Annotated in this window: 13 protein-coding genes; 6 read left to right on the top strand and 7 right to left on the bottom strand. The window is 46.3% G+C overall.

Features of this window, described 5'->3' with window-relative positions; all coding sequences use genetic code 11:
* Nucleotides 1-418 precede the first annotated feature (418 nt).
* From hemG to IJ23_RS14090, 3 genes are read right to left on the bottom strand one after another with little or no spacing between them, the layout of a single operon-like run.
* A complete protein-coding gene (gene hemG, locus IJ23_RS14100; protein WP_005378894.1) occupies nt 419-946 on the bottom strand; it encodes a menaquinone-dependent protoporphyrinogen IX dehydrogenase in 528 nt (175 codons plus the stop codon).
* A gap of 9 nt (nt 947-955) precedes the next feature.
* Nucleotides 956-2,413, bottom strand: coding sequence for a TrkH family potassium uptake protein (locus tag IJ23_RS14095; RefSeq protein ID WP_005378893.1), 1,458 nt, complete (start codon nt 2,411-2,413; stop codon nt 956-958).
* A gap of 46 nt (nt 2,414-2,459) precedes the next feature.
* Nucleotides 2,460-3,083: a YigZ family protein gene (locus IJ23_RS14090; protein ID WP_005378891.1), complete on the bottom strand. Its 624-nt coding sequence runs from the start codon at nt 3,081-3,083 to the stop codon at nt 2,460-2,462.
* A gap of 261 nt (nt 3,084-3,344) precedes the next feature.
* Between IJ23_RS14090 and fadB the strand changes: the two genes are divergently transcribed.
* From fadB to acuI, 3 genes are all read left to right on the top strand, one after another.
* Nucleotides 3,345-5,516: a fatty acid oxidation complex subunit alpha FadB gene (gene fadB, locus IJ23_RS14085; RefSeq protein ID WP_033906595.1), complete on the top strand. Its 2,172-nt coding sequence runs from the start codon at nt 3,345-3,347 to the stop codon at nt 5,514-5,516.
* Between the two features lie 14 nt (nt 5,517-5,530).
* Nucleotides 5,531-6,706 (top strand): acetyl-CoA C-acyltransferase FadA, encoded by a 1,176-nt coding sequence (gene fadA / locus IJ23_RS14080; protein ID WP_006743176.1) that lies wholly within the window; start codon nt 5,531-5,533, stop codon nt 6,704-6,706.
* Nucleotides 6,707-6,956: 250 nt separating this feature from the next.
* Complete coding sequence (gene acuI, locus IJ23_RS14075; protein WP_033906594.1) at nt 6,957-7,937, top strand: acrylyl-CoA reductase (NADPH); 981 nt, start codon at nt 6,957-6,959, stop codon at nt 7,935-7,937.
* Between the two features lie 52 nt (nt 7,938-7,989).
* On the opposite strand, the gene IJ23_RS14070 is transcribed toward acuI, so the two are convergent.
* Both IJ23_RS14070 and IJ23_RS14065 read right to left on the bottom strand, forming a co-directional pair.
* Nucleotides 7,990-8,934 (bottom strand): LysR family transcriptional regulator, encoded by a 945-nt coding sequence (locus IJ23_RS14070; protein WP_005378881.1) that lies wholly within the window; start codon nt 8,932-8,934, stop codon nt 7,990-7,992.
* 168 nt (nt 8,935-9,102) lie between these two features.
* Complete coding sequence (locus tag IJ23_RS14065) at nt 9,103-9,285, bottom strand: hypothetical protein (RefSeq protein WP_005378880.1); 183 nt, start codon at nt 9,283-9,285, stop codon at nt 9,103-9,105.
* Nucleotides 9,286-9,418: 133 nt separating this feature from the next.
* Between IJ23_RS14065 and tusA the strand changes: the two genes are divergently transcribed.
* On the top strand, nt 9,419-9,667 hold the full coding sequence (gene tusA, locus IJ23_RS14060) for a sulfurtransferase TusA (protein ID WP_033906598.1): 249 nt from the start codon (nt 9,419-9,421) through the stop codon (nt 9,665-9,667).
* Between the two features lie 44 nt (nt 9,668-9,711).
* Here tusA and IJ23_RS14055 read toward each other — a convergent pair whose 3' ends face one another.
* Together IJ23_RS14055 and IJ23_RS14050 are read right to left on the bottom strand one after the other, a co-directional pair.
* Entirely contained in the window at nt 9,712-9,972 is a 261-nt protein-coding gene (locus IJ23_RS14055; RefSeq protein WP_005378878.1) for a hypothetical protein, read from the bottom strand.
* A 160-nt stretch (nt 9,973-10,132) separates the two neighbouring features.
* Nucleotides 10,133-10,687, bottom strand: a complete 555-nt coding sequence (locus IJ23_RS14050; protein WP_005378877.1) for a TMEM165/GDT1 family protein — start codon at nt 10,685-10,687, stop codon at nt 10,133-10,135.
* 484 nt (nt 10,688-11,171) lie between these two features.
* Between IJ23_RS14050 and glyQ the strand changes: the two genes are divergently transcribed.
* Both glyQ and glyS read left to right on the top strand, forming a co-directional pair.
* Nucleotides 11,172-12,089 (top strand): glycine--tRNA ligase subunit alpha, encoded by a 918-nt coding sequence (glyQ, locus tag IJ23_RS14045; protein WP_005383818.1) that lies wholly within the window; start codon nt 11,172-11,174, stop codon nt 12,087-12,089.
* Nucleotides 12,090-12,102: 13 nt separating this feature from the next.
* The gene (gene glyS, locus IJ23_RS14040) at nt 12,103-14,169 is read left to right on the top strand and encodes a glycine--tRNA ligase subunit beta (RefSeq protein WP_005378875.1); all 2,067 of its coding nucleotides are present in this window, start codon (nt 12,103-12,105) and stop codon (nt 14,167-14,169) included.
* The last annotated feature ends 25 nt before the right edge of the window (nt 14,170-14,194 follow it).

The following is a 14,194-nucleotide window of genomic DNA, read 5'->3' as shown; positions in this document are numbered from 1 at the left end:
TTTGAATTGACTGTGCTGAATCTTTCGATTCAATGGTCACTTCGTTTCATTGAAACCTAATTTGAAGCCGAAGCTTCTAATTGGATTATCATCAACGAGTGCCCACACAGATTGATAGGTCTATATTGTTAAAGAGCTTTCCTGTTGAGCTTTGCTCAAAACAGGACGGCCATTTTAGCGAGTTAAAGTTTAGTGTCAATCACTTTTTCAAACTTTCTTCAAGCGTTTCCGCTTGGCTAATTTGGCTTGCTAACTTGGCTTCTTACTTTCGAAACTTAAGCTTCGAAGCGTTGCCGTGTCAGCGAGGTGGCATTATAGAGATTGCGATCACATTGGCAAGCCCTTTTTCTCGTTTTTTTTGATTTTTTTATCGTTCGGATAAATTTGCATCAAAAGCGGTCAAAAGAGCACGTTATTTCTACAGTTCTCTGAATTTATCTGCGAAAAGAGCCACTTTTTCCCAATTGGTGTACTCCACCTCTTTGGTCGTATCAGTTTCGCCACCCGTCATCGACATAATGAACCTAATCATAGTTCTGTCGAACCAGCTGTAACGTGGGTAATAAAGTGCACCAGCAAAAACACCGATTAGCGTTGGTTTCCAAGGCGACTTAATTAGGAACTTGCGAATGTAAGCACTACCTTCAGGTGTATCCTTTCCTTGGTCCTCTTTACGAGCGGTTAGGTTTACGCAGAAAAATGCCACTTTATTTTGCTCCAATTGATTGAGGTTTCGCTCAATAAACTGGTATAGCTTTTTATTAAGATGGCCATAGCGAATAGAGGCGCCTATCAATACTCTGTCGTATTGGCTGAAGTCAATCGTCTCGACATTATGTAAATCCACCAGCTCACAATCGAAGTCTGGAAGTTGTTCATCTATATAGTGGAGAATTTTTTTAGTCTGCCCTTCGCGGGAAGAGTATAGAAATAATGCTTTTGCCACGATTTCCCCTTAGCTACGCCAAAACGTCGGCGTAAGTAGAATAAGTAAGGTAAAGATTTCCAAACGACCAAACAGCATAGAAACTATCAATACCCATTTTGCTTTGTCGTTAACATCACCAAAGTGCAGCGCTACTTCTCCCAAGCCAGGACCGAGGTTGTTCAGAGTCGCAGCCACCGCCGAGAACGCACTGAGCTCATCCATTCCTGTTGCAATCAACCCCAACATACAAACCACAAATACCAATGCGTATGCGGAGAAGAAGCCCCAAACCGCATCGACAACACGTTGCGGTAGGGCACTGCCACCTACTTTGATGGTGTAAACCGCGCGTGGATGGACTAAACGTTTTAGTTCACGCGCACCTTGTAAGGTAAGAAGCAGGATACGGATCACTTTCATGCCGCCGCCTGTTGAACCAGCACAACCACCTATAAAGGAAGAGAACAATAACAGCACAGGTAAGAAGAGCGGCCAATCCGCAAAACCTGTTGTCGTAAAGCCCGCTGTTGTGGATATTGATACGGTTTGGAACAGAGCCTGATCGAAAGCATCGTATGTCGATGTGTAAGAGTGATGTTTCAGTAATAATAGAAAGCAAATGATAAATAGCAGCACTTGAATAAACAAGAAGGCGCGAAACTCAGGATCTTTCCAGTAATACTTGGGATGTACGCCACCTGATGCAAATGCAGCAAAGTGCAGTGTGTAATTACATGCAGATATAAGCAGAAAAACCACCGTAATCAGGTTAATCGCGTAACTATCAAAGTATCCGATGCTGGCATCGTGGGTAGAGAAGCCACCAATGGCAATGGTGGAAAAGCTGTGACTGATGGCATCAAATGGCGTCATACCAGCTAACCAAAAAGCCGAAGCACAGGCGATAGTCAGACTCAAATAGATGTACCAAAGCGCCTTAGCAGTTTCTGCTATGCGCGGCGTCACTTTAGTATCCTTGACTGGACCTGGGATCTCGGCGCGGTAAAGCTGCATACCACCGATGCCAAGTACTGGCAAAATCGCCACCGCTAATACGATGATTCCCATACCGCCGAACCACTGCAGTAACTGTCGATAGAATAGAATCGCTTTAGGTAACTCATCCAAACCAACAATAACGGTCGCCCCGGTCGTCGTGAGAGCAGAAAACGATTCAAAAAACGCATCTGTCACTGAGACGTTCGGATTGTCAGCAATGAGAAAGGGGATCGAGCCTGCACTGCCAAGTACTGTCCAGAATAAGACGACAATAAGAAAGCCATCTCGAGCTTTAAGCTCGTGCTTATACCTGCGGTTTGGGTACCAACAAACGGCCCCACAAAACAGCAGAACAAAAAATGTCGTGACAAAAGGCACACCAGCACCATCTCGATAGATCAGCGCAACGAGTGCTGGCGCAAGCATAGTGACACTAAAGAGTGCGAGCAGTAGCCCGACGATTCGAATAATTGAACGAAATTGCATGGATAAATTGACTAGCGAAGCTGTCCCTGTTGCTTCCTGTTTTTCATTATTGTCCGTCTAGCGGAGTGACAATTGCCTTTGCCCCGCTTTTATTGATGATTGCTTGGGTAAACGCGCTCACTTCTCGAAGCTCAATTTCCACCACTAATACGACCTGATCGCTGTATTCAGCCTCGACTTCTATCGCACCAAATTGCGGCATGATTGATTGTGCGATCGGCATAAACCCATAGTCTAACGTTAGTCTGAGCTTTGTGGTTATTTTTTTCTCAATAGTTTGAAGCAGCTTGAGCGCTTGTTGAACCCCACCCCCATACGCTTTAACCAAGCCGCCTGTACCTAACTTGATTCCACCAGAGTATCGCGTGACCACAGCCGTGATCTCCCCCACCCCAGATCCAGACAGCTGCGCCAGGATTGGTTTGCCTGCCGTCCCTGAAGGTTCTCCATCATCACTAAAGCCCCACTTCATCGAATCTTCTGGTCGACCAGCAACAAAGCCCCAACAGTTATGTCTAGCATCAGCGTGTTTAGCTTTGATTTGATCAACAAATGCTTTTGCAGCTTCGATACTTGGCGTGTGTGCCAAATAAGTAATGAAGACGCTCTTTTTAATTTCTTCTTCAAATTGAGCGGGCTCTGCTGGAATCAGATAAGGCTTGTCATTCATAGGATTATGGATTCATGTCTATTTGCCTGAAGTCTATCACGAGTGTGATTTACCCGTCGCATAAGATCTGCCACAGCGCACAATGTTAAACACTTGTTTAAAAAATGTATTGAAATTAGACAATCCACGATCCAAACTAACTTTACTGGTCAAACCAGAACAAAAATAAAACGACTTCCTCGATACCTATTTGCCGAGGTACACGGCGTCGTTGAAATAGGTATACAGACAATCCACGATTGTATGTCATGGAGATAGACAATGATTTACCAAGCCGAAACCCTACAGGTAAAGGAAATACAAGATGGTATTGCAGAGCTAAGCTTCTGCTCTCCAAAATCCGTCAACAAACTCGACCTAGCGACATTGGAATCGCTAGATAAAGCTCTTGATGCGCTCATTGCCCATCAAGGCCTCAAGGGGTTGTTGCTCACTTCAGATAAAGACGCATTCATTGTAGGCGCAGACATTACCGAGTTTTTAGGTCTGTTTGCTAAAACGGATGCCGAGCTCGACCAATGGCTGCAATTTGCTAATAGCATCTTTAACAAATTAGAAGACTTACCCATTCCGACCATCTCAGTGATCAAAGGCCACGCTCTTGGTGGCGGTTGTGAATGTGTGCTAGCAACAGACATGCGTATTGGTGACAAAACCACCAGCATCGGCCTACCAGAAACGAAACTGGGAATCATGCCGGGCTTTGGTGGTTGTGTACGCTTACCTCGCGTTATTGGCGCAGACAGCGCAATGGAAATCATCACCCAAGGTAAAGCATGCCGAGCTGATGAAGCATTGAAAATTGGCTTACTCGATGCTGTTGTCGAGACTGATGCTTTATACGAATCAGCACTACAAACTCTTAACTCTGCAATTAACGAGAAACTTGACTGGCAAGCACGCCGAGCACAGAAAACATCTCCGCTAACGCTGAGTAAGCTTGAATCAATGATGAGCTTCACCATGGCGAAGGGGCTGGTGGCACAAAAAGCAGGTCCTCACTACCCTGCCCCAATGACAGCCGTTATCACGATTGAAGAAGGTGCTCGCTTTGCACGTAATGAAGCGTTAGACATTGAACGTAAGCACTTCGTGAAACTGGCTAAATCGGAAGAAGCAAAATCACTCGTTGGCCTATTCCTTAATGATCAATACATCAAAGGCATTGCGAAAAAAGCAGCGAAGTCAGCAAGTAAAGACACGCAACGTGCAGCCGTATTAGGTGCAGGTATCATGGGTGGCGGCATTGCTTACCAATCAGCGCTAAAAGGTGTGCCAGTCTTAATGAAAGACATCGCGCAAGCGTCGCTCGACCTAGGCATGACTGAAGCATCTAAGCTGCTGAATAAACGCTTATCTCGCGGTCGTATTGATGGCTTTAAGATGGCGGGTATTTTAGCGTCAATCACACCGAGCTTACATTACGCAGGTATTGAAAACTCTGATGTGATTGTTGAAGCTGTCGTTGAAAACCCGAAAGTAAAAGCAGCAGTTTTGAGTGAAGTTGAGTCCTATGTCGGTGACGACACCGTTATCACCTCAAACACCTCGACGATTCCTATCAACCTATTGGCAAAATCACTAAAACGCCCAGAAAACTTCTGTGGTATGCACTTCTTCAACCCAGTGCATCGTATGCCTCTTGTTGAGATCATCCGTGGTGAGCACACCTCTGATGAAACCATCAATCGTGTTGTGGCGTATGCTGCGAAAATGGGCAAATCACCAATTGTCGTTAATGACTGCCCAGGGTTCTTCGTTAACCGCGTATTGTTCCCATACTTTGGCGGCTTCAGCATGCTACTTCGTGATGGTGCTGACTTTACGAAAATCGACAAAGTAATGGAGCGTAAGTTTGGCTGGCCGATGGGACCGGCGTACTTGCTTGACGTAGTCGGCATTGATACCGCGCACCACGCACAAGCTGTGATGGCTGACGGTTTCCCTGAGCGTATGGGTAAACAAGGTCGTGATGCGATTGATGCACTGTTCGAAGCAGACAAATATGGTCAGAAAAATGGTAATGGCTTCTACAGCTACACCATAGATAAAAAAGGTAAGCCGAAGAAAGCCTTCTCCGAAGCGATCTTACCGGTACTTGCTGACGTTTGTGCCGATAAGCAGGACTTTGACGATCAGACCATCATTCAACGTATGATGATTCCAATGATCAACGAAGTGGTGCTGTGCCTACAAGAAGGCATCATCGCGACTCCGCAGGAAGCAGATATGGCATTGGTTTATGGTCTTGGTTTCCCTCCATTCCGCGGTGGCGTATTCCGCTATCTAGACAGCGTGGGTATTGCTGAATACGTTGAAATGGCAAAACAACACGCCGAGCTAGGTGCGATGTACCAAGTACCGCAAATGCTGATTGATATGGCGGCGAAAGGTGAAAGCTTTTACGGTGCACAACAGCAAGGTTCTATCTAAGGAGGGATTCTAAAATGACTAATCAAACAAGAAATGTTGTCGTAGTCGATTGTCTACGTACTCCAATGGGTCGCTCTAAAGGTGGTGCTTTCCGTCATACACGAGCAGAAGATCTATCTGCGCGCCTAATGAAAGGCATTCTTGCGCGTAACCCACAAGTGAACCCAAGCGAGATTGAAGACATTTACTGGGGCTGTGTACAGCAAACACTAGAACAAGGCTTTAACGTTGCACGTAATGCCGCGCTGCTTGCTGGTCTGCCGATTGAAATTGGCGCCGTGACGGTGAACCGCTTGTGTGGTTCATCAATGCAAGCGCTTCACGATGGTACACGTGCCATCATGACTGGCGATGCTGAAATCTGCCTAATTGGTGGCGTTGAGCACATGGGGCATGTGCCAATGAACCACGGTGTAGACTTTCACCCAGGTATGTCAAAGAACGTAGCAAAAGCTGCGGGCATGATGGGCTTAACGGCTGAAATGCTTGGTAAATTACATGGCATTAGCCGTGAGCAACAAGACGAGTTTGCCGCTCGCTCTCACGCTCGTGCGCACGCAGCAACCGTAGAGGGTCGTTTTAAAAACGAAATTCTACCAATTGAAGGCCACGCAGCAGACGGCACACTGTTCACTCTGGATTACGACGAAGTGATTCGCCCTGAAACATCCGTTGAAGGTCTATCTCAACTTCGCCCAGTGTTCGACCCTGCAAACGGTACAGTAACAGCCGGTACATCATCGGCTCTGTCCGATGGTGCATCAGCGATGTTGATCATGAGTGAAGAGAAAGCTAATGAACTTGGCTTGAAGATTCGTGCACGTATTAAAGGCATGGCCATTGCGGGCTGCGATCCTTCTATTATGGGTTACGGTCCTGTACCTGCGACGAAAAAAGCGCTCAAGCGTGCCGGTCTTTCAATTGAAGACATGGATGTGGTTGAGCTAAACGAAGCATTTGCCGCGCAGTCTCTGCCGTGTGCTAAAGACTTAGGCCTGCTTGATGTTATGGATGAGAAGGTCAACCTTAACGGTGGTGCGATAGCATTGGGTCATCCACTAGGCTGTTCTGGTTCACGTATCTCAACAACGTTGATCAACCTAATGGAAGCGAAAGACGCGAAATACGGTCTGGCCACCATGTGTATCGGTTTGGGTCAGGGCATTGCGACAGTATTTGAACGACCATAACAGTTCAAGACGTTGTTGTAGTGATCGAGCCAACAATCATAAGCAAATGAACTAGTACTAAAATTTTTAGTATTACACTTAAGGGCGACAATTGATGTCGCCCTTTGTTTTACATCAAACATGCATGAAGAGCATACATTAAATGCTCAAGTTTCATTTTATTCATAGACAAAGAAGACATACACTTAGACCAGTTGATATCTTGCTGCATGTAACCCAGAGTCATGCTACCGCACAATCGGAGAACCTTATGTTTAATGCTCTAGTTCTAAATCAAGAAGACAAACGTACTATCGCTAACATCGAGCAAATCGATGAAACACAACTGCCTGAAGGCGACGTTCTGATTGACGTTGATTACTCATCGTTAAACTACAAAGACGGTCTTGCGATCACAGGTAAAGGTAAAATCATCCGTAACTTCCCGATGGTGCCAGGTATTGACCTAGCAGGTACGGTAGTAAGCTCAGAAGACGGCCGCTACCAAGCTGGTGACAAAGTTGTTCTTACTGGTTGGGGTGTAGGTGAAAACCATTGGGGCGGTATGTCTCAGCGTGCTCGTCTAAAAGCGGATTGGCTAGTACCACTACCAAAAGGTCTAGACAGCAAGAAAGCAATGATGGTTGGTACTGCTGGCTTCACTGGTATGCTGTGTGTTCAAGCACTGCTTGATGCAGGCATCAAACCTGAAAATGGCGAAATCCTAGTAACTGGCGCAAGTGGCGGTGTAGGCTCAGTAGCAGTAACGCTTCTAGCACAGCTTGGCTACAAAGTTGCTGCAGTGACAGGTCGTGTAGAGAAAAACGGCCCGCTACTTGAAAAACTAGGTGCTAGCCGCATCATCGACCGTACTGAATTTGAAGAACCAGCACGTCCACTTGAAAAGCAAGTATGGGCAGGTGCGGTTGATACTGTAGGCAGCAAAGTACTAGCAAAAGTATTGGCGCAAATGGATTACAACAGTGCAGTCGCAGCTTGTGGTCTTGCTGGTGGTTTTGATCTACCAACCACAGTGATGCCGTTCATCCTACGTAATGTTCGCCTACAAGGTGTGGACTCAGTAATGTGCCCAACAGAGAAACGTATCGCTGCATGGGAAAAGCTGGTCGAGCTACTACCAGACAGCTACTTCGAGCAAGCGTGTACTGAAGTTGCTCTTGCTGAAGCACCGAAATATGCAGAAGACATCACCAACGGTCAAGTAACGGGTCGTGTGGTTATCAAGCTATAAATACTGACTCAGTGTAAATAGACGAAGAGCCGGCATTGCTGGCTCTTTTTTGTTAGCAGTTCAGTCCCATATCTTCGATACGTTTAGCTATCAGACGGCTACACTCTTCACGCACAATCGTTCTTAACCATTCTTGAGCAGGAGAATGCTCGCAACGCGCATGCCAAATCATCGAGTATTCAAACGGCGTGAATTGGAATGGTAATGGTTTCACCACCAAGTCATAACGCTCGGCAACCAGATACGCCAAATCCGCTGGTACTGTGATGATAATTGGCAAGGTATCCATGATCGCCAATGCGGCTTCTAAATGATAAGCCCGCAGAACCATTTTACGCTTAGGTTTCTCCATCAAAGCTTGTTCGATCAGTGCCTTAACACCATCACTGATGGCGATCATGGCATGTGGATGACTCAGATAATCATCCAAGCTCATTTCTTTATCCGCTAATGGATGCTGTTTTGAAAGCATACACAGCACCCCCACTCGCCCCAACACTTCACTGCGTAGAGGCTCCACCGGGCCTGTCGGGCGACAAATCGCTAAGTCTGCACCTTCATAAGTGAGCTGATCTGATAAACGGTCGTGTTGCAGTGGTAAGAAGTTGAAAGACACGTTTGGCGCTTCTTGGTAAATTCTCGGCAAAGCGAACGGTAAGATCGTTTGCATGGCATAGTCGGTGGTCACGATGTTGAAAGTCTGTACGCATTGCAATGGGTCAAACTCAACCGGAGATAACAACTGACGTAAAGACTCTAATGGCTCGCCCAATGAGCGATCGATCTCTAACGCTTTCTGAGTTGGGATCAAATGCTGTCCCTGACGAGTAAACAGCGGATCTCCCAATAAGTCACGCAGACGACCAAGCACACGACTCATTGCCGATTGACTCAAGTTCAGACGTGTTGCTGCCTTACTGACACTGTTTTCTTCTATCAGTACTCGCAACGCAACCAGTAAATTTAAATCTCGGCGATAGATGTCTTCCAGTTCCACGAATTAGCCACTTATTTTGTATGTGTTTGGGTAAATTGTACTCTTTAGGCAAAAAAAATCCCGCCTTTCAGCGGGGAAGCCCAAGAAAAATGGGGATAGTGTCGGAATGAAGTGTCGGTAAAAAATAGGTGAGCGTTATTAAAAGCATTCTGATCCAAGCAAGAAGCGCTAATTTTCTTGCTCAGATGCGCCAGACCATCTGCGCATCTCGATCCAAATCCCAATAATAGTGGCAACCATGCCTACTAGAGGCGTCAAAGAGGTGTCAGCTGGCGTCCTGAGTACCAATGCACAAAACGAGATAAAACACAGCACTGAGTAAATCGTAAGTCTGTCTAACGCTGTTAACATTGCCTCTCCCTTGCCAGTTGTTACCAAATTGTTAATTTAAGGTAAAACAAAAAATTCGGTTTGCCAAGTGGTTATTGAATATTTTTTCAACGAAAGTAAAATTCAACGCTCAGTTAGTTACGAGAATCACACTATGAGCTTTAATCCTGAACTGGCAAACAAGACATTAGAGGCGCAAGGACTGCGCTGCCCAGAGCCAGTGATGATGGTCAGGAAGACAATTCGCAACATGCAAGATGGTGAGATTTTGCTGGTCAAAGCAGACGATCCATCCACAACTCGAGACATTCCGAGTTTCTGCCGCTTTATGGACCACCAATTAGTTGCGGCACAAACGGAGCAAGTTCCGTATCAGTACCTGATCAAGAAAGGATTGGAATAATCTGGTCGAACTAAAAACGGCAGCCAATATTGGCTGCCGTTTGTTTATTCGTCGTATTCGAGTGTGCGAACTTCTGATTGGAGCTTGTTAAGTTGTTTCTTCATTGCCCGCATCTCTTCATGCATAGGAATGATGTGAGCGACACGAATCCACGCTTCTACTGTCAATCCAGTAAGAACGAACGATCCTGCTACAATCGGTAACCACATATCAGTTAGCACCATCGCTAGTAAACACAGCGCTAAACCAAAAGTGAATAAATAACTCTGACTCTTCGGGGACATCCCCATGTAACGTGTAAGCATAAACTTGCCCTCTCGCTATCATTCACACCATTAAACTACCATGACAAGTATGACACTTATATGTCATCCGTCACGCAACGGAACGATTTAGAGTCAGAGTTTGAACTCGCGCAGCACGCCACTAATGATTGATAACTCACATCATTTCACGTGCAAAAAATCAGAACAGTGCAGCCCCTATTGCCAGAGCAATAAACAAAAATGCGGTGATTTTACGGATCAGCCCTAAAGGCATCTTGTCGGCCGACAATTTACCAATCAGGACCACAGGAACATTCGCCAGCAGCATACCGATTGTGGTACCGATAATCACCAAACTTAACGCATCCGCGTATTGCGCCCCTAAGATGGAAGTGGCGATCTGAGTTTTATCGCCTATCTCCGCAACGAAGAACGCGATAAAGCTGGCAATAAATGGGCCTCGATTAGAAATCTGTTCGTCATCATCCAGTTTGTCCGGGATCAGAACCCAAGCCGCCATCGCGACAAAACTGACCACCAGCACCCACTTTAAAATCTCAGGTGATAGATAGTCTGCGACAACCACACCTAACCATGCAGCCAAAGCGTGGTTGGCAATAGTTGCCAAAAAGATTGCTGCAATAATTGGGATTGGTTTTCGGTAACGACTTGCGAGTAATAGAGATAGCAATTGGGTCTTATCGCCAATTTCTGCTAACGCTACAGTAGTAATTGAAATAGCTAAAACGCTCACGACATGCTCATTGGGGCAGGGATTATTATTTTTAACCGAAGACAAACCTCACGCCCCTACCCCGGTTCGTGATGATTTGTCTAAGGTCTTGCTAAACTTGAAAGGCTTCAAGTCTCGAACGCCATGGTGATTTTGCACCAATTATGTTGACGGACGAACCAGATGAAACAGAAACTTCATCAGGTAAGCTACTCCCCAAAGACAGGCGCAATTCTAGCCACCTTTGTTGCGCTTCTCAAGAGCCAAAGCAGGCAAAAACTCCCTTTTAGGAAAAATACAGCAGATAACGCGGTAAAAATTCATTAAAGGAGAAAATCGCCCACGAATTAATCAAGATTAGCTCTACTCCCATGCTCAATATCTGGTTATACTAGATTGTTAATTTATTCAACCGTAATTACTCTTTATCGCCGTTGTTAGAGTTGAAAAACTCGGCATAGATGACGAATTAACGAGTAACAAGAGAATCGCGCGAACCTGACTTATGCAAAAATACGATATCAAAACCTTCCAGGGAATGATCCTCGCGCTGCAGGATTATTGGGCTCAAAATGGTTGTACCATTGTTCAACCGCTAGATATGGAAGTGGGTGCGGGTACCTCTCACCCAATGACCTGTCTACGAGCGCTTGGCCCAGAGCCAATGTCGACAGCTTACGTACAACCTTCACGTCGTCCTACTGATGGCCGTTACGGTGAAAACCCTAACCGTCTTCAGCACTACTACCAATTCCAAGTAGCGCTAAAACCATCGCCTGACAATATTCAAGAGTTGTACCTTGGCTCCCTTGAAGTTCTTGGTATTGACCCTCTTGTACACGACATCCGTTTCGTAGAAGACAACTGGGAAAACCCAACACTAGGCGCATGGGGTCTAGGCTGGGAAGTTTGGCTAAACGGCATGGAAGTGACCCAGTTTACTTACTTCCAGCAAGTTGGTGGTCTTGAGTGTAAGCCAGTAACTGGTGAGATCACTTACGGTATCGAACGTCTAGCAATGTACATCCAAGAAGTAGACTCTGTTTACGACCTAGTTTGGAACATCGCACCAGATGGCAGCAAAGTGACTTACGGTGATATCTTCCACCAAAATGAAGTAGAGCAATCGACTTACAACTTCGAGCACGCAGACGTGGAATTCCTATTTGGTTTCTTCGAACAGTGCGAGAAAGAGTGTAAAGAGCTGCTTGAGCTTGAAAAGCCACTGCCACTACCTGCTTACGAGCGCATTCTAAAAGCCGGTCACGCATTCAACCTACTAGACGCACGTAAAGCGATCTCAGTAACTGAACGCCAACGTTACATCCTACGCATCCGCAACCTGACGAAAGCAGTTGCAGAAGCATACTACGCATCGCGTGAAGCTCTTGGCTTCCCAATGTGTAAGAAAGAACAAGCGTAAGGGGTAGAGTAACATGGCAAAAGAATTTCTAATCGAGCTAGGTACAGAAGAGCTACCACCAACGCAACTTCGCACTCTAGCAGAAGCATTCGCAGCAAACTTCGAAGCAGAACTAAAAGGCGCTGAGCTTGCTCACGAAGGCGTGAAATGGTTCGCGGCACCTCGTCGTCTTGCACTTAAAGTAGCAGCACTGGCAGACAGCCAGTCTGACAAAGTTGTTGAAAAACGTGGTCCTGCGGTTTCTGCAGCGTTTGACGCGGAAGGCAACCCAACAAAAGCGGCTCAAGGTTGGGCACGCGGTTGTGGCATCACGGTTGACCAAGCAGAGCGCATGGTTACAGACAAAGGTGAATGGCTACTGTTCAAACAAGAAGTGAAAGGTCAGCCAACGTCTGAGATCGTAGTTGAACTTGCAGCGAAAGCACTAGCAAACCTACCTATCGCAAAACCAATGCGCTGGGGTAACAAAACGACTCAATTTATCCGTCCAGTTAAGACGCTAACCATGCTAATGGGCAGCGACCTAATCGAAGGCGAGATCCTTGGTGTCGCTTCAGACCGCACTATCCGTGGTCACCGCTTCATGGGTGAGCAAGAGTTCACTATCGATTCTGCTGAGCAATACCCTGCGATCCTAGAAGAGCGCGGTAAAGTAATGGCAGATTACGAAGCGCGCAAAGCAATCATCCTAGCTGACGCACAAAAAGCGGCAGCAGCGGTTGGCGGTATTGCTGATCTAGAAGATGACCTAGTAGAAGAAGTAACGTCTCTGGTTGAATGGCCAGTGGTACTAACAGCGAAGTTTGAAGAAGAGTTCCTAAAAGTGCCTTCTGAAGCGTTGGTTTACACCATGAAAGGTGACCAAAAATACTTCCCTGTTTACGACGAAAACAAGAAGCTACTACCTAACTTCATCTTCGTATCGAACATCGAATCAAAAGAACCTCGTTACGTAATCGAAGGTAACGAGAAAGTGGTTCGCCCTCGTCTTGCTGACGCAGAATTCTTCTTCAACACAGACCGTAAGCGTCCGCTTATCGACCGTCTGCCTGAACTAGAGCAAGCGATCTTCCAAAAGCAACTGGGTACGATCAAAGACAAAACAGACCGCATCACAGAGCTTGCTGGCTACATTGCTGAGCAAATCGGTGCTGACGTTGAGAAATCAAAGCGTGCTGGTCTATTAGCAAAATGTGACCTAATGACCTCAATGGTATTCGAATTCACGGATACTCAAGGTGTTATGGGTATGCACTATGCTCGCCACGACGGTGAAGCAGAAGAAGTTGCAGTAGCACTGAACGAGCAATACATGCCTCGTTTCGCAGGTGATGAACTGCCATCAAACGGTGTTTCAACTGCAGTTGCAATGGCAGACAAGCTAGACACTATCGTAGGTATCTTCGGTATTGGTCAAGCACCTAAAGGCAGCGACCCATTCGCACTACGCCGCGCATCTCTAGGTGTACTACGTATCATCGTTGAATACGGCTACAACCTAGATCTTGTTGACCTAGTAGCAAAAGCGAAGTCACTGTTTGGCGACCGCCTAACCAACGACAACGTTGAACAAGACGTTATCGAGTTCATGCTTGGTCGTTTCCGTGCTTGGTACCAAGACGAAGGTTTCAGCGTAGACATCATTCAAGCGGTTCTAGCGCGTCGCCCGACGAAACCAGCAGACTTCGACCAACGTGTTAAAGCGGTTTCTCACTTCCGTGAACTAGAAGCAGCAGAGTCTCTAGCAGCAGCGAACAAACGTGTAGGTAACATCCTAGCGAAATTCGACGGTGAACTAGCAGCAGACATCGACCTAGCACTTCTACAAGAAGACGCAGAGAAAGCACTAGCAGAAAGCGTTGAAGTAATGACGGAAGCGCTTGAGCCAGCATTTGCTACTGGTAACTACCAAGAAGCCCTAAGCAAGCTAGCTGACCTACGTGAACCAGTTGATGCGTTCTTCGATAACGTAATGGTAATGGCAGACGACGAAGCACTTAAGAAGAACCGTCTGACACTTCTGAACAACCTGCGTAACCTGTTCCTACAGATCGCAGATATTTCTTTGCTTCAAAAGTAATTCATTGCTCTTCGAAGTGATTAAG

Origin of the sequence: Vibrio sp. OY15 (assembly GCF_000742455.1) — a bacterium.
Taxonomy (GTDB): Bacteria; Pseudomonadota; Gammaproteobacteria; order Enterobacterales; family Vibrionaceae; genus Vibrio; species Vibrio alginolyticus.
This window is presented reverse-complemented; position numbering and strand designations above follow the sequence as displayed.

What these genes read in the sequence shown, in the direction of transcription:
- IJ23_RS14095 (WP_005378893.1), bottom strand. Translation starts at nt 2,413, where the DNA reads ATGCAATTTCGTTCAATTATTCGAATCGTCGGGCTACTGCTCGCACTC.
- IJ23_RS14090 (WP_005378891.1), bottom strand. Translation starts at nt 3,083, where the DNA reads ATGAATGACAAGCCTTATCTGATTCCAGCAGAGCCCGCTCAATTTGAA.
- fadB (WP_033906595.1), top strand. Translation starts at nt 3,345, where the DNA reads ATGATTTACCAAGCCGAAACCCTACAGGTAAAGGAAATACAAGATGGT.
- fadA (WP_006743176.1), top strand. Translation starts at nt 5,531, where the DNA reads ATGACTAATCAAACAAGAAATGTTGTCGTAGTCGATTGTCTACGTACT.
- acuI (WP_033906594.1), top strand. Translation starts at nt 6,957, where the DNA reads ATGTTTAATGCTCTAGTTCTAAATCAAGAAGACAAACGTACTATCGCT.
- IJ23_RS14065 (WP_005378880.1), bottom strand. Translation starts at nt 9,285, where the DNA reads ATGTTAACAGCGTTAGACAGACTTACGATTTACTCAGTGCTGTGTTTT.
- tusA (WP_033906598.1), top strand. Translation starts at nt 9,419, where the DNA reads ATGAGCTTTAATCCTGAACTGGCAAACAAGACATTAGAGGCGCAAGGA.
- IJ23_RS14055 (WP_005378878.1), bottom strand. Translation starts at nt 9,972, where the DNA reads ATGCTTACACGTTACATGGGGATGTCCCCGAAGAGTCAGAGTTATTTA.
- glyQ (WP_005383818.1), top strand. Translation starts at nt 11,172, where the DNA reads ATGCAAAAATACGATATCAAAACCTTCCAGGGAATGATCCTCGCGCTG.
- glyS (WP_005378875.1), top strand. Translation starts at nt 12,103, where the DNA reads ATGGCAAAAGAATTTCTAATCGAGCTAGGTACAGAAGAGCTACCACCA.